Origin of the sequence: Sphaerisporangium dianthi (assembly GCF_042654065.1) — a bacterium.
Classification (GTDB): Bacteria; Actinomycetota; Actinomycetes; order Streptosporangiales; family Streptosporangiaceae; genus Sphaerisporangium; species Sphaerisporangium dianthi.
This window is the reverse complement of the sequence record NZ_JBHSFP010000001.1, coordinates 179,982-200,612: the sequence shown is the minus strand read 5'-3', so window position 1 is coordinate 200,612 and position 20,631 is coordinate 179,982. Positions and strand designations below refer to the sequence as shown.

Below are 20,631 nucleotides of genomic sequence, written 5' to 3'. Positions count from 1 at the left end.
TCGTCAAGGCCGGCGCTCGTCGTTCTCACGGTTTGCCGGGTCCGTCGTCCCTGCGGCCGTTTCCCGCGGCGCGGGTACCCCGCAACCTACGTCTGAACGTCCCGCGTGCGCGTGCGCGTGCGCACTTCGGTGGACGAAAGGTCGTCCCGGTGTTCACCCCGAACGTGTCGCGTGCGCGCGCACCTTCAGTATCTGGCCGCCTGGTCGCCAGGGGGACCTCGCCGGGGGGTTACGCCGGGCGAAAAATGGCGCGTGAAAGGTCGAGACCTCCTATAGCGTGACCCAGGTGATTTTGACGGAGCGTTGGGGCGTGCTCAGGGGGGTGCGGGCATGCTGAGCCGGCTTCTGCGTGTTCATCTGCGGTCGTACACCGCCGAGTTGGCGGCCGTGGTGTTCTTCCAGCTCGTCGGCACCATCGCGGCGCTGTACCTGCCGAGTTTGAACGCCGACATCATCGACAAGGGAGTCGTGACCGGAGACACCGGTTACATCCTGGGCATCGGCGGGTGGATGCTGGCGGTGTCGCTGGTGCAGATCGCCTGTTCGATCGCGGCGGTGTACTACGGGGCGAAGGTGGCGGCCGGGTTCGGGCGCGACGTGCGGGCGGCGGTCTTCCACCGGGTGGTGGGGTTCTCCACGCGGGAGGTGACCCAGTTCGGGGCGCCGTCGCTGATCACCCGCAGCACCAACGACGTGCAGCAGGTCCAGATGCTCGTGGTGATGACCTGCACGATGCTCGTCGCAGCGCCGATCATGGGCGTCGGCGGCATCATCATGGCGTTGCGGCAGGACATCGGCCTGTCCTGGCTGATGCTGGTCTGCGTCCCGGTGCTGCTGGTCTCGATCGGCATGATCGTGTACCGCATGGTCCCCCAGTTCCGCGAGATGCAGACCCGCATCGACGAGGTCAACCGGGTGCTGCGCGAGCAGCTGACCGGCATCCGCGTCGTGCGCGCGTTCGTCCGTGAGCGGGAGGAGACCCGGCGCTTCGCCGCGGCGAACGAGGCGCTGACCGGGACCACGCTGCGCGTCGGACGGCTGACCGCGCTCATCTTCCCCGTCGTGATGCTGATCTTCAATGCGTCGAGCGTCGCGGTGCTGTGGTTCGGCGCGGCCCGGGTGGACAGCGGTGAGATCCAGATCGGCGCCCTGACGGCGTTCCTCATGTACCTGCTGCAGATCCTGATGTCGATGATGATGGCCACCTTCATCTCGATCATGATCCCCCGGGCCGCCGTGTGCGCCGAGCGCATCGAGGAGGTGCTCGGCACCGAGTCGTCGGTCCGTCCGGCGGAGCGGCCGGTGCGCGAGGTGCGCGGCCGGGCCGAGCTGGAGATGCGCGACGTCGAGTTCCGCTACCCGGGCGCGGCGGCGCCGGTGCTGTCCGGCATCTCCTTCCGGGCGGTCGCCGGCCAGACCACCGCGATCATCGGCAGCACAGGGTCGGGCAAGACGACGCTGGTGTCGCTGGTGCCCCGCCTGTTCGACGCCACCTCCGGCGCCGTGACGGTGGACGGCGTCGACGTCCGCGAGCTCGAACCGCAGATGCTCTGGACGCGCATCGGCCTGGTGCCGCAGAAGCCGTACCTGTTCACCGGGACGGTCGCGAGCAACCTGCGCTACGGCAACCCGGCCGCCACCGACGAAGACCTGTGGGACGCCCTCGAGGTCGCCCAGGCGCGCGACTTCGTGGAGGCCATGCCCGAGGGCCTGGAGGCGCCGATCTCGCAGGGGGGCACGAACGTGTCCGGCGGGCAGCGGCAGCGGCTCTCCATCGCGAGGGCGCTGGTCAGCAAGCCCGAGATCTACCTGTTCGACGACTCGTTCTCGGCCCTGGACCTGGCCACCGACGCCCGGCTGCGCGCCGCCCTGCGCCCGCACACGGCCGAGGCCGCCGTCGTCATCGTCGGCCAGCGGGTCTCCACCATCGCCGACGCCGACCAGATCATCGTCCTGGACGACGGTGTGATCGTCGGCGTCGGCACTCATGACGAACTGCTGGACTCCTGCCCGACCTATGTCGAGATCGTGGAGTCCCAGGCGACCGCGGGGAGCGCAGTATGAGCCGGGTTCCAGCCGACCGTCAGGAGCACGGCGTGAGCGACCCGCCCGCGCCGGCGGAGCAGGCGACCGAGAGCGCTCCGGCGGCGCCCAAGACGCTCGCGACGCCCGTGCGGCCGCCCGCCGGAGGCGGCCCGTTCGGACGGGGGCCCTTCGGCGGCGGAATGCCCACGGAGAAGTCGATGGACTTCGGGCCGTCCGCCCGCCGGCTGATCCGGCGCCTGGACCCCGAGCGCCCGAGGATCCTGGCCGTGATCGCCCTCGCCGTGCTCAGCGTCGTGTTCGCCGTCATCGGGCCGAAGATCCTCGGGCGCGCGACCGACATCGTCTTCAGCGGCGTGGTCGGCAAGCAGTTCCCCGCCGGGTCCACCAAGGAGCAGGCGGTCGAGGCCGTCCGCGCGTCCGGCAACGCCAACCTGGCCGACATGCTCGCCCGCATGGACCTCGTCCCCGGCCACGGCATCGACTTCGCCGAACTCGGCACGGTCCTGGCCTGGGCCCTCGGGCTGTTCGCCGCGGCGTCGGTCTTCGGCTGGCTGCAGGGCTACCTGCTCAACGACGCGACCCAGCGCACCGTCTTCCGCCTGCGCGCGGACGTCGAGGACAAGCTGAACCGGCTCCCGCTGAAGTTCTTCGACGGCCAGCCGCGCGGCGAGCTGCTCAGCCGGGTCACCAACGACATCGACAACGTGTCGCAGACCCTGCAGCAGACCCTCAGCCAGTTGCTCACCTCGCTGCTGACGGTCATCGGCGTGCTGGCGATCATGTTCGTCATCTCGCCGCTGCTCGCGGTGATCGCCCTGGTGACCATCCCGCTGTCGATGATCGTCACCGGGCAGGTCGCCAAGCGCTCGCAGAAGCAGTTCGTCGCCCAGTGGGCCCACACCGGCACCCTGAACGCCCACATCGAGGAGGCCTTCACCGGGCACGAGCTGGTGAAGGTGTTCGGCCGGGGCCCGGAGGTCGAGGAGGTCTTCCGCGGGCGGAACGAGGATCTGTACAAGGCGAGCTTCGGCGCCCAGTTCATCTCGGGGATCATCATGCCGACCATGATGTTCATCGGGAACCTCAACTACGTCGCCATCGCCGTCGTCGGCGCCGTGCGCGTCGCCACCGGGTCGATGACGCTGGGCGACGTCCAGGCGTTCATCCAGTACTCGCGGCAGTTCACCCAGCCGCTCACCCAGGTCGCCTCGATGGCCAACCTGCTGCAGTCGGGCGTGGCCTCGGCCGAGCGGGTGTTCGAGCTGCTGGACGCCGAGGAGCAGGCTCCCGACCCCGCCGACGCGGTGCCGGCCGCCGACCGGCGCGGCCGTGTCGAGTTCGAGCACGTCTCCTTCCGCTACGAGGCCGACCAGCCGCTCATCGAGGACCTGTCGCTGGTGGCCGAGCCCGGCCACACCATCGCCATCGTCGGGCCGACCGGCGCGGGGAAGACCACGCTGGTCAACCTCATCATGCGCTTCTACGAGCTGGACGCGGGCCGCATCACCCTGGACGGCGTCGACATCACCGCGATGCGCCGCGAGGACCTGCGCGGGCAGATCGGCATGGTGCTCCAGGACACCTGGCTGTTCGGCGGCACCATCCGCGACAACATCGCCTACGGCAACCCGCGCGCCACCGACGAGCAGATCCACGCCGCCGCGCGGGCGACGTACGTCGACCGGTTCGTGCGCACCCTGCCCGACGGCTACGACACCGTGATCGACGAGGAGGGGAACAACGTCAGCGCCGGTGAGAAGCAGTTGCTGACCATCGCCCGCGCCTTCCTCGCAGACCCGTCTCTGCTGATCCTCGACGAGGCCACCAGTTCGGTCGACACCCGCACCGAGGTGCTGGTGCAGCATGCGATGGCCGCCCTGCGCAGTGACCGCACCAGCTTCGTCATCGCCCACCGGCTGTCCACCATCCGTGACGCCGACCTGATCCTGGTGATGGAGGCCGGGAGCATCGTCGAGCACGGCACCCACGACGAGCTGCTGGCCGCCCGGGGCGCCTACCACCGGCTGTACTCGGCGCAGTTCAGCGGCGCTCTGGTGGCGGCGGACGACGAGATGGCCGGGTAAGGCGACGCGGGATGGCCGGGTAAGGCGATACGAGGTGGCCCGGTAAGGCGACAAAGGTCGTGGCTCGCGGCGATTCCTCGGTGATGCCGTGGTTGTTACGGTTCTCCGGTGCTCGCCTACACCGACGCGCGCCTGCGGCTGGGCGTTCTGACGCGCAGCGCCCGCCCCGGCGGACCGGTCATCGTCGTCAACCTCTGCGGCCCGGTCGGCGTGGGGAAGAGCCGGCTGGCGTCGGCGCTCGCCGCCGGCACCGTGGTGCGTCCGGCCGCCGGGCCGGCGTCCGGGCCGGCGGCCGGGTTCCGTCCGGCGGACGGCCCTTTGGTGGTCGACGGCGTCGACCACGACGCGCACGCCGACGCCGTCCGTGAGCTGGTCGCGGGCGCGGCGCCGGGCACGTGCGTCCTGGTCGTCGGGCGCAGGCCGCTGGAGTCACGGCCCGGCTGGTCCGACCGGCCGGTCGAGACGGTGCGGCTCGGCCCGTGGAGCCGGGCGGCGGTGCGAGCCCTGGCACGGTCGCGGGGCCTGCGCGACCCGGCCAGGCTGGACCTGGTGGCCGATCTGTCCGGCGGCATCCCGCTCATCGCCGACCTCCTCCTGCGCGCGCTCGCCGCCGGGGCGGGGGCGGAGGGCGACGCGCCCGGAGGGCTCGCCGGGATCGCGGCGGGGACGGAGGGCGACGTGCTGGGAGGGCTCGCCGACGCCGCCGCGAGAGAACTGCTCAGAAGGCTCGCGGTCGAAACCGCCGACCCGCCGCCCGACCTGCGACCCGAGCTGCCGTTCCACCTGCGACCCGACCCACCCGACCCATCGTCCGGCCCGCTGCCCGGCCCGCTGCCCGGCGCGCCGTCCGGCGCGCTGTCCGGTGTGTTGCCGGTCGTGGCGGCCGTGGGCGGCGCGGACGCGGACCTGCTGGCCGCGCTCGTCCACGGGACGCCCGCCGAGTTCGACCGGCTCAGCGCGATGAGCGTCGTCCGGCCGGACGCGCACGGGCTGGTCGTGGTCGAACCCTTCCGCACGATCTTCGAGCTGGCCTACCGCTGGCGGCATCCGGTCACGTCGCGGAGGCTGCTCGCGAAGGGGGCGGCGTACCGCCGGCGTCAGATCGCGGGCACCGGCGACCCCGTCCTGCGCGCCAGGCTGGCGGACCAGGTCCTGCGCGTGTCCGCCCATCCTCAGGTCCGCGAGACCTTCTTCCCGGCGGTGCCGGGCCTGTTGCGCGTCAGGGCGGCGACGGCGGCGGACGAGGACGACATCGTCCGGCTGACCCGCCAGTGGGCCGACATGGAGACGCTGGACCGGCGCCGCGCCGACCGGATGCTCGACCTGTGGATGTCGGCCCCCGCGAGCCGGTTCGACCTCGTCGTCGACGGCGACGACCGGCCGTTGTGCATGGCGAACCTGACGCGCATCGGCGCGGGGACGGCGCCGGTGCTGGAGGCGCTGCTCCAGCAGCACGCGACGTCCCTGGCCGCCTCGGATCGGGACGACGGCCGCGACGGCGTCGTCCTCGGCATGATGGTCGCCGCTCGGCGCCGTCCGGCGGCACAAGCCGCCATGCTCCGGCACATTCTGGGCACCGCCATGGCGAGCGGCAGGGTGGTGGTCTCCACGTCGTGGCCGCCGTACCAGCGCCTGTCGGCGCGCCTGGGCCTCGGTCACGTGGGGGAGACCCGCGACGACCTGTTCGGCTGCGGTCGCAAGAGCGGCGTCTTCTCGCGCACGTTCACCCCGCGCAACCTGCTCGGGTGGCTGCGCCGGCTCGAACAGGGCGCCGTCCCGGCCGCGGACGACGCCCTGGAGGACGCCGTCCGCGTCGCCCTGAGCCGTCTGGGCGACCCGCGCGAGCTGGCCGCGAGCCCGCTGGCCACGCTGCCGGGGCTGGGTTCGGCCGAGGCGATCGTGGCCTTCGTCCGGCGGCAGGTCGAGTCGCTGGCGTCCTCGGACTCACCGGTGGACAGGGAGGCCGCCGAGATACTGCGCCTGTACCACCTTCGCGGGGGCATCGGGCACGAGATGGTCGCCCACCGCCTGCATCTGAGCCGGGCGACCTACTTCCGGCGCCTGGACCACGGCGTCCGCCGCCTCGCCGAGGCCGTCCGGCGTGCGGCCGCTACAAGTTGACCAGGGTGTAGTCGCCGAGTTCGGTGCGGGAGGGGCAGCGCGCCAGAGACGTGCCCGTTCCGGGGCCGTACACCAGAGTGCCGTTGACGTAGACGAAGGTGCCGCGGAAGGTGTCGCACCGGGCCCGCAGATACCACCGGGTGGGGGTCGGGTCGATGCACGTGGCCGCGACCTGCGGGATGGAGAGGTTGAAACTGTACGTGCAGCTCGCCGGGTCGACGGCGGCGTGCGCCGGTGATGCCGTCAGCGCGACGATGCCTGCGGCGCCGATCAGGGCGGCGGCCGCACCGTTGCTGATCCCTCGGACGATGGACACGGTGACCTCCTTCGTGGTCTGTGCCCCGAACGTAACAACGCGCGCCGGCGGTGAAGTCTCACATGAGTCTCAGAGCACGCCGCGCCGTCCGCCGGCACGTCGTCACGCCGTGCGGCGGGTCCGGGGCGGTGGGGATCAGCCGTCCGGGCTTGTCGCCTTCGTGGCCGCCGCCAGGTGCTCGATGGCGACGCGCAGCGGCCGGGCCGTGCCGGCCGGCTCCCATTGTTCGACGGCCACGGGTGTCCCGGTCTCCTTCTCGATCCTGGCGGCCAGCTTGGCGAGGTCCTCTTTGTCCGGGACACAGGTGATCATGATCAGGGCGTCGCACCCTGAGCGCGGGACCTGGCGGACGAACCGGGTGGTGAAGTCCTCGGCGAGCGTGCCGTTCTCGGTCGGGGCGAACATGGCGTAGACGCCGATGCGCACGTCGTCCCGCTCGGAGATCAACTCGGCCAGTGGTTCCCCGATGTCGGCCTCGGGGTGCACCTCGATGCGTTCGCCGTCCTTGAGAGCGGCGATCACCGCGTCCCGCACGCGCGCCTCGAAGAGCAGCGAGTCGATCAGCGTCAGCATGGAGTCGGGGTACGCCGCGGGAGCGGACGCGTCGATGATCGAGAACAGCCGGCGCGCCTCGTCGCTGGGCAGGCGGGAGGCCAGGGCCGCGGCCGACCTGCGCCAGTGCCAGGCCATGCGCACCTCGAAGTCCTGGAACTTCGCCCCGAGGATGGGCATCCCGCTGACCGCGATCAGCAGGAACGCCGCCCCCGTGTGCAGCAGCACCCCGCTTCCGATCTGGTTCTCGCTGAGGAACACGGAGGCCAGGCCCGCGCCCGTCAAGACCATGCCGATCACCGAGGCGCCGAGACGCTGCCCTCGCCTGAGCGGTATGGGCTCCAATAAGTGGGACTCCGTCGACTTGGAGAGCGAGCTCACCTCGGTCTCTGACATGGGTTCGATCTTAGATTGACAACCCGGCCGACATCCCACTTTTTATGACAAATCCGCGCATTCCGGTAGGCGTGGGCGTACAAGGCGAAGATGGCGCGCGGTAGAGGGCGGGCTTGGACGGGCGCCGCGCGGTCGAGGACGGGGGATGCGGCCGCGTCAGCGCTGGGGGCCGCCGCCGTCGCCGGTGCGGTGGGCGGGGACGGGGGGAAGCCGTTCGGTGTACAGCCATCGCGAGAACAGCCCGTCCAGCGCCGTGGCGGAGAAGCGGGCCGCCATGCGGGTGAACTTCTCGGTGGTGACGGCGCCGTGCTGGTAGGTGCCCGTCCACTCGCGCAGAAGCGAGAAGAACGGCTCGTCGCCGAGCGCGCGCCTCAGGGCGTGCAGAGCCAGGGCGCCGCGCTTGTAGACGCGGTCGTCGAACAGCCGGCGCGGCCCGGGGTCGGCCAGCAGGAAGTCCTGGGGGAGCGCCGCCAGCCTGCGGTGCCAGCGATCGGCGAGCGCGTCGGCCGTCTCGTCGCCCGACGCCTCCGACCACAGCCATTCGGCGTACGCCGCGAAGCCCTCGTGCAGCCAGATCTCGCGCCAGTTCTCCAGCGTCAGGCTGTTGCCGAACCACTGGTGGGCCAGCTCGTGGGCGACGAGGCGCTCCTCGCCGCGCCGCCCGTCCACATGATTGCTCCCGAAGATCGACATCGCCTGCGCCTCGACCGGGATCTCCAGCTCGTCGCCGGTCACCACCACGGTGTAGGAGGCGAAGGGATAGGGGCCGAACATGCCGGTGAACAGGTCGATCATCTGCTCCTGGCGGCCGAAGTCCGTGAGGACCCGCGCCCCGAGCCGGGAGGGGAAGACCAGCCGCTGAGGCACCGGACCCTGCACCTCCACGCTCTGGTACCGCCCGACCTGCACGCTCGCCAGGTACGTCGCCGTAGGCTCCGCCTGCTCGTACACCCAGGTGGTGGTGGACGCGGCGCGGCGCCGGCCGGCCAGGCGGCCGCTGGCCACCACCTCGTACGCCGACCCGGTCGTGACCGTGATGCGGTAGGTCGACTTGCCGGACGGGTCGTCGTTGCACGGGAACCACGACGGCGCGCCGGTCGGCTGGCTCGCGACGATGACGCCGTCGGTCAGTTGCTCCCAGCCGAGCCCGCCCCAGCGGCTCGGCAGGGGACGCGGGTTGCCCCCGTACCGGACCTCGACGGCGAACAGCGTGCCCTCCTGCAGGGCGCGGGCCGGGGTGACGCGCAACTTGTCGCCGCGGTGCGCGAAGCGGGCGGGCTCGCCGTCGACCAGCACCCCCGAGACCCGCAGCGCGGACGAAAGGTCCAGGCTGAAGGTGTCAAGAGACCTGGGCCGGCTCGCGAACGCCGAGATCACGGCCGCCGCGCGCAGCCGGTTGGCGCCCACGCGGTAGTCCAGGGACAGCTCGTAGTGCTCGACCCAGTACCCCTCGTTGCCCCGTTCCGGAAAGTAGGGGTGACGGGAGATGCCAGGTGCCACGCTCACGTTCTGTCAGGCCTTCCGGATCATTTCGGCGGGTGCGCGGACCACGGCGTGATCGGGTTGCCGAACCAGCGGGTGCGCGCGGGCACGGTCTCGCCGCGCATCACCAGGGACGCCGGTCCGATCGTCGTGTCCTGCCCGATCGTCGCCGACGGCAGGACCACCCCGTGCGGCCCGAGCGTCGCCCCGTTCCGCAGCACGACCCTATCGATGCTCATCACGCGATCGTGGAACAGGTGGGTCTGCAGCACGCAGCCGCGGTTGACGCTGGCGCCGTCGCCCACCTCGACCAGGTCGGCCTCGGGGAGCCAGTAGGTGTCGCACCAGACCCCGCGGCCCACGCGCGCGCCGAGCGACCGCAGCCAAAGGTTGAGCGGAGCCGTGCCGAGCCACCCTTCGGCGAACCACGGCGCGGCGAGCACCTCGACGAAGTTGTCCGCGAGCTCGTTGCGCCACACGAACGAGCTCCACAGGGGGCGGTTGCCCGCGGCGATCCTGCCCACCAGCGCCCACTTGGCCACGGTGGTGATCGCGGCGGCCACGATGCCGGCGCCTGCGAGGACGAGCCCCACCAGCGCCGCCGCAACCGGGAAGCCGTAGGAGGACGCGAGGAACTCCAGCGTCGCCGCGACCAGGACGGCGAGCGCGACCGTGCACATCGCCGGGACGACGCGGCAGATCTCCACGAAGGCCCGCGCGGCCTTCAGCCGGCGCGGAGGGTCGTAGGTGCGGCTCCGGTCGCCCGACTCGGCGGTCCTGCGCAGCTCGACCGGGGGCATGCCGAGATAGGACGACCCCGCCTTGGCCTTCTTGGGCGTGGCCGACAGCACGCCGACCAGGCCGTCCTTGGGCACCTTGCGCCCGGGGGCGGTCATGCCGGAGTTGCCGAGGAAGGCGCGCTTGCCGATGCGCACCTGGTCGACCCGCAGGCTGCCGTTGACCAGCTCGTACGGGGCGACCATCGTGTCGTCGGCGAGGAAGGCGCCGTCGCCGACGGTGGTCATCGTGGGCAGGGCCAGCACCGTGGACAGCTCGACGTCCCGGCCGACCTTCATGCCGAGGGCGCGCAGCCAGGCCGGGGTCAGGATGCTGGCGTACAGGGGGAACAGCCAGACGCGGGCCGCCGCCATGAGACGGCCGGTCGCCCACGCCTGCCACGCCTGGCGGCTGTGCACCGGGTGCCGTCCCGGGCGCAGCCCGACGCCGAGCAGCCGCACGCACGCCACGACGATCAGCGCGAACGCCGCGAGCGAGGTCACCGTGGCCGGCGCGACGCCGGAGAGCGCGGCGGGCAGCGCCTCGCCGAGCGTGGCGGCGCCGCGCATGAAGGCGTCCAGCACGATCAGGCCGCACAGCGCGGCCACGACCGGGATCAGGCTCAGGAACATCGCGGACAGGCCGTACATCGCCTCCCAGCGCCGCGAGCGCGGCGGCCGTTCCGACGGGGCGAACCGGCGGGCCTTGCCCTGACGGGTGGCCGGCGCTCCCGCCCAGCGTTCGCCGGACGGGACGGCGCCCTGGACCACGGCGCCCGGCGCCACCTGCGCGTTCTTGCCGATGCGCGCGCCGGGCAGCAGGGTGGCGCGCGCGCCGATCGTGGCGGCGGCGCCGACGCGGATCTCGCCGACGCGCAGCAGGTCGCCGTCCAGCCAGTACCCGTGCAGGTCGACCTCGGGCTCGATCGCGGCGTTCCTGCCCACCTTGAGCATCCCGGTCACCGGGGGGAGCGTGTGCAGGTCGGTGCCCTCGCCGATCTGCGCGCCGAGCGCCCGCGCGTACCGGGCGATCCACGGCGCGCCGGACAGCTGGCCCACCCCGATCTGGACGGCGAACTGCTCGGCGAACCACAGCCGCAGGTGGGTGCCGCCGCCGCGCGGGTAGGCGCCGGGCGCGAGGCCCCGCAGCAGGACGCGGGCGACCGCCGCGGCGACGCCGATGCGCCCCCAGGGCGAGACGAACAGCAGCCAGCCCGCCAGCACCCACCACCAGGAGACGTGCGGGGCCCAGGGGAGTGACACGACGTTGTTCAGCGTGGCCAGGCCGACGATCCAGCGCATGCCGCCCACGGTGAGCAGCGGCGCCATCAGCGCCGCCTGCGCCACGGCCGAACGGCGCGGCAGCGGCGCCACGGCGCGCTGGGCGGCCGTGACCTCCGGGGCGGCCAGCGCGGACAGGCGGGCCGCGAGCCCGCCAAGCGTGGGATGCCCGTACACGTCGCCGACCGCCGCCGCCGGGTAGCGGGTGCGCAGCTCGGAGACCAGCCGGGCGGCGGCGAGGCTCGTGCCGCCGAGGACGAAGAAGTCGGCGTCGCGGTCGACGGCGCCCACGCCGATGATGTCGGCCCATCGTTCCGCGAGCCACTGCTCGGCGTCCGTCAGCTCGGCCGCCGCGCCGGTGGACGTCGCGTCCGAGGACGCGCCGGCGGGCAGCGGCCACGGGAGGGCGTCGCGGTCGATCTTGCCGGAGGTGCGCGTCGGCAGATCGCCGACGAGCGCGATGCGCGGGACGAGCGCGGCCGGCAGCGCCTCCGCCAGCCGTTCGCGGGCGGCCTCCGGGTCGAAGTCCTCGCCCGGGACCACGTAGCCGACGAGAAGCTGGTGCCCCGAACCGGTCGCGCGGACCGCGGCGGCCGCGCCGAGGACGCCCGCGAGGGACCGGAGCGCGGCGTCGACCTCTCCCAGTTCGATGCGCCGGCCGCCGAGCTTGACCTGCTCGTCCGCCCGCCCGACGAAGACCAGGCCCTGCGGCTCGGCCGTCACCAGGTCGCCGCTGCGGTAGGCGCGCTCCCAGCCGAGGGAGGGCAGCGGGGCGTACTTCTCGGCGTCCTTGCCGGCGTCCAGGTAGCGGGCCAGGCCGGCCCCGCCGATCACGAGCTGGCCGGTCTCGCCCATGGAGACGGGCTCGCCGGCCTCGTTCACCACGGCGAGGTCCCAGCCGGCGAGCGGCAGGCCGATGCGCACCTTCCCCTGCCCGGTCAGCGGGGCGGCGCACGCGACCACGGTGGCCTCGGTCGGGCCGTAGGTGTTCCACACCTCACGTCCCGGCACGGCGAGCCGTTCGGCCAGCTCAGGCGGGCACGCCTCCCCGCCGAAGATCAGCAGGCGCACGTCGTCGAGGGTCTCGACCGGCCACAGGGAGGCCAGGGTCGGCACCGTCGAGACGATCGTGACGCCCTTGTCGGCCAGCCAGGGGCCGAGATCCATGCCGGTGCGCACGAGCGCCCGGGGCGCGGGCACCAGGCAGGCGCCGTGCCGCCAGGCCAGCCACATCTCCTCGCACGAGGCGTCGAACGCCACCGACAGGCCCGCGAGGACCCGGTCGCCGGGGCCGATCGGCTCGTCCGCGAGGAACAGGCGCGCCTCGGCGTCGACGAACGCCGCCGCGCTGCGGTGCGTCACCGCCACGCCCTTCGGCTTCCCGGTCGACCCGGAGGTGAAGATGATCCAGGCGTCGTCCTCCAGCCCTGGGCGCTCCCGCTCCCCGGCGCCGGGGCCCGCTTCGCCGTGCGGCGTGACGGCGCCCGCCCCGCCGCGCCGGGTGATGGCGCGGCCTTCGCCGACGACCACGTGAACGCCCGCCTCGGTGAAGACCAGGCCGGCTCGTTCGGCGGGATCGTCGGCGTCGACGGGGACGTAGGCGGCGCCGGCCGAGAGCACCGCGAGGATCGCGACGTAGAGGTCGGCGGTGCCCGAGGGCACCCGGACGCCCACGCGGTCGCCGGCGCGCACCCCTGCCTCCCGCAGCGCCCGCGCCAGGCTCTCGACCTCGGCGCTCAGGCTCTGGTAGTCCAGGAGGGCACGGCCGTCGTCGAGCGCGGGGCTGCGGGGGTGACGGCGCGTCGTCTCGGCGAGGATGTCGACCAGCGTCCGCGGCGACGGGGCGTCCGGCCCGGCGAGGAACAGAGCCGGCGGCGCGCCCTTCTCCGCGGCCGCGGGCTCCGGCGTCGCGGGCGACGGGGCCGGTGCGGAGGCCTTCTCCGCGACGGCGGGCTCCGGCGTCGCGGGCGGGAGGGCCGGTACCGGGGTCTTCCCCGCGATGGCGGGCTCGCGCGGCGTAGGGGAAACGGCCGGATCCTGCTCGGTTTCCACCGGTGAGGTGCGCAAAAAGGCTCCTGCTGAATGCCCGGACAGCTCGCCCGGGTCTTCGTCAGGGGCGTCGGGGGATCAGCGGTTCTCGCGGATCATCCTTCTGCGGCTCTTCGGCTCCGAACCGGCCCGACTGACGCCATGGACTTCGCCCGATCTTAACTCCCGGCGCCCCGCCGCCTATTCCCGTCCACCTGGTGGACGACTCCGGGCACACCCTCGGACGCCCCCTCGAATGCTCCCCGGGAGCTCCCTGGCGGTGGCTCAACCCAGAGGACGACATCCTGCGGTCCGACGCGGGGCGGTGGAGTTGCGACGCCGGGCCGATGCGCGCCCCGCCCGGGCCGCGAGAGCGTCGAGGCGTCCCCGTCGACGCCCTCGGAAGGAACCCGATGACCGATGTCCTGGCCGCGGAGTGGCACAAGCTCCGATCGGTCCGCTCCACCTACTACACCCTCGGCGTCGCCGTGGGCGGCATCCTGCTCGGCGCGGCGATCGCCTGGTCGGCGGCGGCCGCGTTCGACGGCGCCCCGCCCGAACGGCGGACGGGAGGCTCGATCTCCAACATCGAGGAGGTGATCGTGATGTTCCCGCAGCTGTGCCTGGGGATACTCGGCGTGCTGGCGATCACCTCCGAGTACGCCACCGGGACGATCGCGACGAGCCTGATGGCGGTGCCCCGGCGCTGGCCGGTCCTCGCGGCCAAGGCCGCGATCCTCGCCGGGCTCGCCGCGATCACCGGGCCGCTGGTCGTGTTCGCGACGTACTTCGTCAGCCGCTCGGTGATCGGCGGCAGGTTCAGCGGCGCCTACCTGACCCCCGTCGCCGACAGGATGCCCGTCCTGGCCCTCACCGGCCTGTCGGTGGTGGCCTTCGCCCTGGTCGGGCTGGGACTGGCGACGATCCTGCGGTCTACGGCGGGGGCGATCGTCATCCTGGTGGGGCTGTTGTACGTGGGCCCGATGGTGGTGGGCAACCTGCCCGCACCGTGGAGTGAGCGGCTCGGCTCGGTCATGCTGCCGGGCCTGCCGCGCCAGATCGCCGGGCAGCCCGACGCCCATTCGGTGTACGGGTCGCTGCTGTCCCCGGCCGGGGCGGTGGCCGTGATGCTCGCGTACGTCGTGCTGCCGCTCGTCGCGGGCACCCTGCTCCTGCGCCGCAGAGACGTCTGAACCGGGCCCGGCGACCGGTACACGCGTCCGGGACGGGGGCCGTGATCTACTCGATGGTGCAGGGAGGTGGTCGCGGTGGGCGGCAAGAAGAACCGGCGGCTGAGCCGTGAGGTGTACGAGGCCGAGTTGTACCGGCTGCAGGCCGAACTGGTGAAGCTCCAAGAGTGGGTCAAGGTCGAGGGCGCCCGGCTGGTGATCGTCTTCGAGGGCAGGGACGCCGCGGGCAAGGGAAGCACGATCAAGCGGGTCACCGAGTTCCTCAACCCCCGGGTCGCGCGCATCGCGGCCCTTCCCGCGCCCAGCGAGCGGCAGCGCGGCCAGTGGTACTTCCAGCGCTACGTCGAACACCTGCCCGCCGCCGGGGAGATCGTGCTGTTCGACCGCAGCTGGTACAACCGGGCCGGGGTTGAGCACGTGATGGGTTTCTGCACTCCTGAGGAGTACACCCGCTTTTTGCGCCAGTGCCCGGTCTTCGAGCGGCTGCTGGTGGAGGACGGCATCCTGCTGCGCAAGTACTGGTTCTCGGTCAGCGACGCCGAGCAGGAACGCCGCTTCCTGTCTCGCCTTGAGGACCCGATGCGGCGCTGGAAGCTCTCGCCGATGGACATGGAGTCGATCACCCGCTGGGAGGACTACTCGCGCGCCAAGGACGAGATGATCGTCCACACCGACAGCATCGAGGCGCCGTGGTACGAGGTGGAGAGCGAGGACAAGCGCAGCGCCCGGATCAACATGATCGCCCACCTGCTGTCGACCATCTCCTACTACGAGGTGCGGCGTCCGCCGCTCAGCCTGCCGCCGCGCCCGCCGTCCACCGGATACCGGCGGCTGCCGCGCAACGAGCGCAACCGCGTCCCCGACCAAGCGGCCACCCTGAAGCAGCGCGCGTGAGCGGTCCTTCGTGAGAGGTGCTTCGTGAGAGGTGCTTGAGAGTCGTCGTCCACAGGATGTCCGTTCGCCGTTGAGAGCAGGGTCGACGGCTGTTAACGTCGGGCCTCCAATCACGCGTGTGGTGACACACTGCGGTTGAGCGGCCTTTGATATCGACCCGTGACGGAGTGGCATGAATCCCGAGCCGTTGAGCCCAAGCTTTGATCCGGTAACGCCCAATGTGGGGCGAATGTACGATTATTACTTGGGTGGCAAGGACAATTACGCCTCCGATCGCGAGGCGGCCGAGCGGGTGATCGGCGTCTTTCCGCGCACCCGCGAACTCGCCGTCGCCAACCGCCGTTTCCTGCGGCGCGCCGTCGAGTACGCCGCGGGCGAGGCGGGCATCGACCAGTTCCTCGACATCGGCTCTGGGCTTCCCACGCAGGAGAACGTGCACGAGGTGGCGCAGCGCGCCGTCCCCGGCGCGCGCGTCGCCTACGTCGACCAGGAGCCGATCGTCCTGTCCCACGGTCAGGCGCTGCTCGCCACCGACGACCAGACCGTCATGGTCGCCGGCGACCTGCGCCGGCCCCACGAGATCGTCGGCGACGCGACAATCCGCGAGCACCTCGACTTCGACCGGCCCATGGCCGTGCTGCTCGTCTTCGTGCTCCACTTCATCAGGGACGAGGAAGATCCGCGCGGCATCGTCCGCACCCTGATGGACGCCCTGGTCCCGGGTTCGGTCCTGGTCCTGTCGCACGCCGAGGCCGATCGGCGGCTGATGCCCGGCACGTCGGTGTACGACAGGGCCAGCTCTCCGGCCGTCCTGCGGTCCTACGACGAGATCGAGACGTTCTTCGACGGCTTGGACCTCGTGGAGCCGGGCGTGACGCGCCTCGATGACTGGCGGCCAGGCACCCCGCTGCACCGCGAGGACGACCTGCCCGCCTACTGCGGCGTGGCCCACAAGCGCTGACCCGGCCGCTCTCGCCCGGCGGGCCGGATCGACCAGCGCGGCGAACGTCACGCCGAGGACGCCGAAAGATGCCGTGCCGGGTCGCCGTCAGGAGGGAGAGACCGGGCGGACCGCGCACCACGCACTCACGCACCCACCCACGCACCACGGGCCACGCGGGGCCTCGGGGTCAACGCGGCATCTACAAGATCTGAACGCGCCGTCTACCGGTGGTGGTCACTGTTGAGTCCGGTCGTCAGAAGGAGTCTGCCGGCCGACCTCGACGTGGAGCCGGTGGGAGCGCGGTGTGAAGACTCGTTGGACCCTGACGGCTGTGTCAGTGATGGCGGCGGTGGCGTTGCCGCACCAGACGATCCCCTCCTGGGGCGCCGTCCCCAGCCAGGTCGCGCAGGTCGCGGGCGTGCGGGCGGGGGACCCGGAGCCCCGGGTGACCGAGGCGGACGCGGCGGGCGCGGCCCGTGAGTCCGGGCGGCCGGTGGAAGTGCTCGGCCTGCGGGGAGAGACGCGTGAGGTGCACGCCCAGCCTGGCGGCGGATTCGTCGCGGTAGAGCACCTGCGGCCGGTACGGACCGTGAAGGACGGCAAGTGGGTCGGCATCGACACCACCCTGCGGAGGGAGCCCGACGGGTCGATCCGGCCGGCGGCCACCACAGTGGACCTGCGGCTGTCCGGCGGCGGCGGCGACCCCATGCTGTCGATGACACGCGCGGGCCGCCGGATGTCGCTGTCGTGGCCGGGCGGCCTCCCCGCCCCCGACCTGGAGGGTGACACCGCGGTGTACCGGGGCGTGCTCGGGCCGGACGTCGACCTGCGGGTCCGGGCCACCGCCGAGGGCGCCTCGCACGTGCTGGTGGTGAAGACGCCGGACGCGGCACGTGACCCCAGGCTGGCCCGGCTGCAGTTCGGTCTGTCGGCGCCCGGCCTGCGGCTGGCGCAGGACGAGCGGGGAAACCAGTCGGCCGTCGACCCGGTGACGGGCGCGGAGGTGTTCCGGGCGCCGCCGCCGAAGATGTGGGACTCCCGCGAGCCGGCCGGTGCGCAGGCCAGGTCGGCCCTGCTCGCGGACGGCGGGCTGCGCAGGGCGTCGGCGGCGGCGCCGGGCGACGCCTCGCGTGTCGCGGTGATGAAGACGGGCACCGCATCCGGGCGGATGATGCTCGAGCCGGACCGGCGGCTGCTCACCTCTCCCGACGTGAGTTTCCCCCTCTACATCGACCCCGTGTGGTACGCCCCCGGCGAGTCGGCCAACCTGATGGTCTCCAGTGGCGGCTGGGAGGACTACAACTTCGAGGGAGAGGGCATGGGGCGGTGCCCCATCAGCCTGCCCCCGGCGGGCGCCTACTGCGGCGGCTCCCACGTCAAGCGGCTGTTCTACCGCATGCCGACCAGCCGTTTCATCGGCAAGCAGATCATCTCCGCGGAGTTCTCCGTCAAGGAGACGTGGGCGCCGTCCTGCAATGGGCGGTCGGTGCACATCTACCGCACCACCGGATTCGGCAAGACCTCGACCTGGAATTCGACCTCGGACAACTGGGCGGACTATCTCACTTACAGGGATGTCGCCAAGGGTCACTCCAGCGACTGCCCTGCCGGCGATGTGCTCTTCAATGTGGAGTCGGCCGTCAAGGACGCGGCCAAGAAGGGCTGGGCCAACACGACGTTCGGTCTGAAGGCGGCCCACGAGGGCGACGAGTACGGCTGGAAGCGGTTCGACGGCGACGCGATTCTGCGCGTGTACTACAACTCCGTTCCGCCGCAGCCGAAGATGAAGCAACTGCACTCCAGCCCCGGCGGCCCGTGCCCCGCTTACGGCCACAGCACGCCGGTGAACCGGCTGCCGATGCTGTACGCCGACAATCTCACCGACCCGGACAACAGCGGTGCCGAGGGGGAGAAACTCAGCGCCGAGTTCGCTGTGGACTGGAAGGACGGCTCCGGCGCCGTCCACCAGTGGCACACCACCACCCCGAAGAAGCAGTCGGCCAAGGGGTCGCACCGCTCGTCGTTCTCGGTCCAGGTGCCGGCGGGCCTGTTCCCGGTGAACACCGACTTCAACTACCAGGTGCGTGTCTACGATGGCGCGGCGTGGAGCCCGTGGAGCTGGGCGGGTGACGCGACCGCCTGCTATCTGAGGTACGACCCCACCGCCCCCCGCACCCCGGTGGTCGACTCACCTGAGTACCCCGCCCTGAACCCCGACGATCCGGACGTGACCGCGCGCGACGGCGTGGGCCGCTACGGCTCGTTCGCGGTCACCTTCGACCCCGAGGTGACCAGGTTCGCCTACGCGCTCAACACCACTCCCGCACCCGCGTCGGCGGCCGACAGGACGGCGAATCCGCAGACGGTCAGGGTGGTGCCGACCCAGGCAGGCGTCAACACCCTATATGTCACCGTGTGGGACGCGGCGGGGAACTTCTCGGTCGGCGGCTACCGGTTCTGGGTGAGCGAGGGCGCGCCGGAGAAGGCGCGCTGGAAGCTGGACGAGCCCGCGGGCTCCACCTCGCTCACGGCGCAGATCCCGGGCATCGCGGCCCGGTCCGGCGCAGGAGCCACCCTGGGCGCGGAGGGCAAGGTCGGCAGCGGCCTGAGCCTCACCGGCGTCCCCGGCGGCTACGCCGCCACAGACCTCTCCGTGGTGCGCACCGACCAGAGCTTCACTGTCTCGGCGTGGGTGCGGCTTCGCAAGAACGACGGCTACTACAACGTCCTGGCCCAGGACGCGGTCGTGCAGAGCGGCTTCCAGCTCGGGGTGGACGCCGGCGGCTCCTGGGTGTTCAAGACGCCGGCGAACGACGTGACCGGCGGAAGCGGTCCCGTGGCCGTCGCGATCGCGCCCATGCCCTCGGAGCTGAACGTCTGGACCCATCTGAGCGGGGTGTACGACGCGGCCGCCAAGAAGATCCGGCTCTACGTGAACGGCGCCCGGGCGGCCGAGACCTCCGTCGCCGCCGTGCTCAACGCCAGAGGTGCCTTCCAGATCGGGCGCAGCCTGTACGACGGTGGGTACGGCGACTTCTGGCCGGGCGACGTCGACGAGATCAAGGTGTTCGCCGCGTCCGTGTCCGACGACGACGCGGCGAGCCTGGCAGCGGGTTCCACGCCCGAAGGCCGGAAGCTGACGGCGCACTGGCGGATGGAGGAGCCGGCGGGCAACGAGCGGGTTTACGGCGACGGCGGCGACCCCGTCACCGCCGCCGTGCAGGGTGGTGCGACCCTCGGGGTCCCGGGGCAGATCGGCACCGCCGTCCAGCTCAACGGCACCACCGGATACGCCGCCACCGCCGACCCGGTGCTGAACACGACCGGAAACTTCGCGGTCGCGGCCTGGGTGAAGCTGCCCGCCGCCGCTTCCGGCAAGGACGTCACCGTGGTCAGCCAGGACGGCGGCACCCAGAGCGGCTTCTACCTGAAGTACCGGGCCGGCACCAAGAAGTGGGGGTTCATGCGGACGGCGGCCGACGTCGCGAGCCCGACGACCGCCACCGCCTACTCCGCCTCCACCGTCACGTTCGACCAGTGGACGCATCTGGTCGGGGTCCACGACGTCATAGCCAAGAAGCTGCGGATCTACGTCAACGGGGTCGAGAGCGGGACCGCCGACCTTCCGGCGGTGTGGCAGGCCGGAGGCGGCCTGCGGATCGGCGGGTCCAAGTGGAACGGCGCCGCCGTCGACTACTGGCCGGGCGCGATCGACGATGTGCGGGTCTACGACCGCGTCGTCTCCGTCGAGGAGGCGCAGGAGCTGTTCGCCGTCAAGTCCGATATCGCCGGGCGATGGCGGCTCAACACCGCGGCGGGCACCCCTGAGACGAGCCCCGACTCCGCGCCGGTCGCGGTGAAGCACCCGGTCGCGCTGGCAGGCGCGGCGAAGATCACGACCGATGCCGGGCTGAGCGTCGTGACCCCGCCCGACGGCCAGGTGGCCGGCGCGCTGGACCTCCCCGGAGGGGACGGCGACTACGCCTCGGCGGCGGGCGCCGTGGTCGACAGCGCCGAGAGCTTCACCGTCTCCGCGTGGGCGCAGACGGCGGGCACCCCCACTAGGTCGATGACCGTGCTCGGTCTCGCCGGCACCACCAACAGCGCCGTGGTGGTGCGCTACGACGCCGCCAAGGGCCGCTACGTGCTGGACGTGCCCAGCGTGGACGGAACGGGCGCGACCACCGCGACGGTGGAGCACTCCAGCTTCCACCATGGCGGTTTCGGCGACTGGGACCACCTGGCGGTCGTCTACGACGGCTTCAACAGCCGTGTCGTGCTGTACGTCAACGGGGTCGTGGAGGCCGCGGCAGAGGCGCCGACGGTGTCCTACCGCGAGGACACCCGGGTGTTCGCCCCCATCACTTCCGTGCAATTGGGCCGGGCCAGGAAAGGCGGCGCCTACCCCGCGGGCCAGAACTGGCGCGGCCAACTGGACGACGTCTGGGTTCTGCGCGGCGCGGCCACCGAGGAAGAGGTCGCCTACCTCGCCAACCCCACTGAGATCGACGAGCTCTAGCCG

At 72.1% G+C, this 20,631-nt stretch carries 11 protein-coding genes; 7 read left to right on the top strand and 4 right to left on the bottom strand.

Annotation, left to right across the window (positions count from 1 at the left end):
* Positions 1–330 precede the first annotated feature (330 nt).
* The 3 genes from ACFO60_RS00840 (at position 331) to ACFO60_RS00830 (ending at position 6,251) form a co-directional block, all read left to right on the top strand.
* Entirely contained in the window at positions 331–2,064 is a 1,734-nt protein-coding gene (locus ACFO60_RS00840; RefSeq protein WP_380835700.1) for an ABC transporter ATP-binding protein, read from the top strand.
* Positions 2,061–4,130, top strand: a complete 2,070-nt coding sequence (locus tag ACFO60_RS00835) for an ABC transporter ATP-binding protein (RefSeq protein WP_380835698.1) — start codon at positions 2,061–2,063, stop codon at positions 4,128–4,130. The genes ACFO60_RS00840 and ACFO60_RS00835 overlap by 4 nt, the downstream gene beginning before the upstream one ends.
* Before the next feature lie 108 nt (positions 4,131–4,238).
* Positions 4,239–6,251 carry a hypothetical protein gene (locus tag ACFO60_RS00830; RefSeq protein WP_380835696.1) on the top strand — a complete coding sequence of 671 codons (2,013 nt, stop codon included), beginning with the start codon at positions 4,239–4,241 and terminating at the stop codon, positions 6,249–6,251.
* On the opposite strand, the gene ACFO60_RS00825 is transcribed toward ACFO60_RS00830, so the two are convergent.
* The 4 genes from ACFO60_RS00825 to ACFO60_RS00810 form a co-directional block, all read right to left on the bottom strand.
* On the bottom strand, positions 6,241–6,567 hold the full coding sequence (locus ACFO60_RS00825) for a hypothetical protein (RefSeq protein WP_380835695.1): 327 nt from the start codon (positions 6,565–6,567) through the stop codon (positions 6,241–6,243). The genes ACFO60_RS00830 and ACFO60_RS00825 overlap by 11 nt on opposite strands.
* Before the next feature lie 135 nt (positions 6,568–6,702).
* Positions 6,703–7,515 carry a hypothetical protein gene (locus tag ACFO60_RS00820; protein ID WP_380835693.1) on the bottom strand — a complete coding sequence of 271 codons (813 nt, stop codon included), beginning with the start codon at positions 7,513–7,515 and terminating at the stop codon, positions 6,703–6,705.
* Between the two features lie 156 nt (positions 7,516–7,671).
* Entirely contained in the window at positions 7,672–9,021 is a 1,350-nt protein-coding gene (locus ACFO60_RS00815) for a M1 family metallopeptidase (RefSeq protein WP_380835691.1), read from the bottom strand.
* A 20-nt stretch (positions 9,022–9,041) separates the two neighbouring features.
* On the bottom strand, positions 9,042–13,121 hold the full coding sequence (locus tag ACFO60_RS00810) for a Pls/PosA family non-ribosomal peptide synthetase (RefSeq protein ID WP_380835689.1): 4,080 nt from the start codon (positions 13,119–13,121) through the stop codon (positions 9,042–9,044).
* A 374-nt stretch (positions 13,122–13,495) separates the two neighbouring features.
* Here ACFO60_RS00810 and ACFO60_RS00805 point away from each other — a divergent pair, with 374 nt between their 5' ends.
* From ACFO60_RS00805 to ACFO60_RS00790, 4 genes are all read left to right on the top strand, one after another.
* Positions 13,496–14,275: an ABC transporter permease gene (locus tag ACFO60_RS00805; RefSeq protein WP_380835687.1), complete on the top strand. Its 780-nt coding sequence runs from the start codon at positions 13,496–13,498 to the stop codon at positions 14,273–14,275.
* Between the two features lie 75 nt (positions 14,276–14,350).
* On the top strand, positions 14,351–15,166 hold the full coding sequence (gene ppk2 / locus ACFO60_RS00800) for a polyphosphate kinase 2 (RefSeq protein WP_380835685.1): 816 nt from the start codon (positions 14,351–14,353) through the stop codon (positions 15,164–15,166).
* A 172-nt stretch (positions 15,167–15,338) separates the two neighbouring features.
* Positions 15,339–16,127: an SAM-dependent methyltransferase gene (locus ACFO60_RS00795; RefSeq protein WP_380835684.1), complete on the top strand. Its 789-nt coding sequence runs from the start codon at positions 15,339–15,341 to the stop codon at positions 16,125–16,127.
* A 322-nt stretch (positions 16,128–16,449) separates the two neighbouring features.
* Positions 16,450–20,628: a LamG-like jellyroll fold domain-containing protein gene (locus ACFO60_RS00790; RefSeq protein WP_380836419.1), complete on the top strand. Its 4,179-nt coding sequence runs from the start codon at positions 16,450–16,452 to the stop codon at positions 20,626–20,628.
* Positions 20,629–20,631: the final 3 nt, after the last annotated feature.

Coding starts and splice junctions, on each gene's coding strand:
- ACFO60_RS00840 (WP_380835700.1), top strand. CDS start 331: ATGCTGAGCCGGCTTCTGCGTGTTCATCTGCGGTCGTACACCGCCGAG.
- ACFO60_RS00835 (WP_380835698.1), top strand. CDS start 2,061: ATGAGCCGGGTTCCAGCCGACCGTCAGGAGCACGGCGTGAGCGACCCG.
- ACFO60_RS00820 (WP_380835693.1), bottom strand. CDS start 7,515: ATGTCAGAGACCGAGGTGAGCTCGCTCTCCAAGTCGACGGAGTCCCAC.
- ACFO60_RS00805 (WP_380835687.1), top strand. CDS start 13,496: ATGACCGATGTCCTGGCCGCGGAGTGGCACAAGCTCCGATCGGTCCGC.
- ACFO60_RS00795 (WP_380835684.1), top strand. CDS start 15,339: ATGAATCCCGAGCCGTTGAGCCCAAGCTTTGATCCGGTAACGCCCAAT.
- ACFO60_RS00790 (WP_380836419.1), top strand. CDS start 16,450: ATGGCGGCGGTGGCGTTGCCGCACCAGACGATCCCCTCCTGGGGCGCC.